General features: G+C 73.8%; 1 protein-coding gene. It reads right to left on the minus strand.

Annotated features, from left to right (window positions below; all coding sequences use genetic code 11):
* A partial coding sequence (locus ACFWGZ_RS41110; RefSeq protein WP_382456993.1) for a MupA/Atu3671 family FMN-dependent luciferase-like monooxygenase occupies nt 1-1,162 on the minus strand: 1,162 nt, incomplete at both ends.

The raw sequence follows: 1,162 nt of genomic DNA on the forward strand, positions 1-1,162 counted from the left end.
GTCCGGCTCGGCTCCCTCCCGCACCAGCTGGACCGCCGAGTCGCCCGCCGGCCGGAAGACGGTGCGCAGCCCTTCGTGGCGGTCGACGAGGCGGCGCAGCGCGGTGCGCAGCGCCCCGGCGTCGAGCGGGCCGCGCAGCCGGATGGCCTTCACCTCGTTGTAGGCGGTGCGTCCCGGGAGCAGCCGCTCCAGGAACCAGATCCGCTCCTGGCCCGGGGACAGCGGCGTGCCCGGGTCGGGGGCCCGCCGCTCCTGGTGCCGGCGGCGCAGCGTGTCCAGCCGGGGGAGTCCGGCGCGCAGCCGGTCCGCGGAGACGCCGAAGTCGACCAGGGCGACGATCTCGTCCGCGCCCGCGTCGGTCACCGCCTCGACCACCGGCAGCACGGTGTCCACCTCGCCGATCAGGGCCCGCTGGTCGCAGTAGCGGCCGTAGGCGCGGCGGAAGACCACGTCCAGGTCGTCCTCGCTGAGCGAGCCGAGGTCGGTGGTGACCCCGAGGCTGTTGGTGACGCCGCTGAACAGGGAGAGCGAGGCCTGCATGTAGCGGGCCATCGGCGCGAAGGCCTCGGCCCGGGCTGTGTCGTGGTCCTCGCCGAGATAGGTGTGCAGCAGGACGGCGACCCGCCCGGCGTCCGGGTCGAGGCCGTGCCGCGCCCGGGCGCGGCGGTAGCGGGCGATGTTGTCCCGGAGCTGGTCGATGTCCTGGGTCATCAGGTTGGTCACGATGCCCAGGTCGTGCGCGGCGGCCCGTTCGTACGACTCGGGGTTGCCGACCACCGCCGTGTAGAGCGGCGGCATCGTCTGGACGGGGCGGGGGAAGAGCCGGATCTCCCGTTCGCCGTCGCCGGTGGTGCGGCGCAGCGGCTCGCCCCGCCACAGGCTCCGCACCTCTTCCAGCCGGTCGTACATCTCCTGCTTGTGCGGTCCGAAGCGCTCGGGGAAGAAGACGAAGTCGTTGGCGTTCCAGCCGCTCGCGACACCGAGGCCGACGCGTCCGCCGGAGAGGTTGTCCGCCATGGACCACTCCTCCGCCACCCGGATCGGGTCGTGCAGCGGGAGGACGACCGAGCCCGCGTTGAGGCGGATGCGCCGGGTCTCCCGGGACAGCGCGGCGGCCAGGACGGCGGGGTTCGGGAAGAGGCCGCCGAAGGAGTTGAAGTGG

The sequence above is a fragment of the Lentzea sp. NPDC060358 genome, from assembly GCF_042725365.1.
Lineage (GTDB): Bacteria > Actinomycetota > Actinomycetes > Mycobacteriales > Pseudonocardiaceae > Lentzea.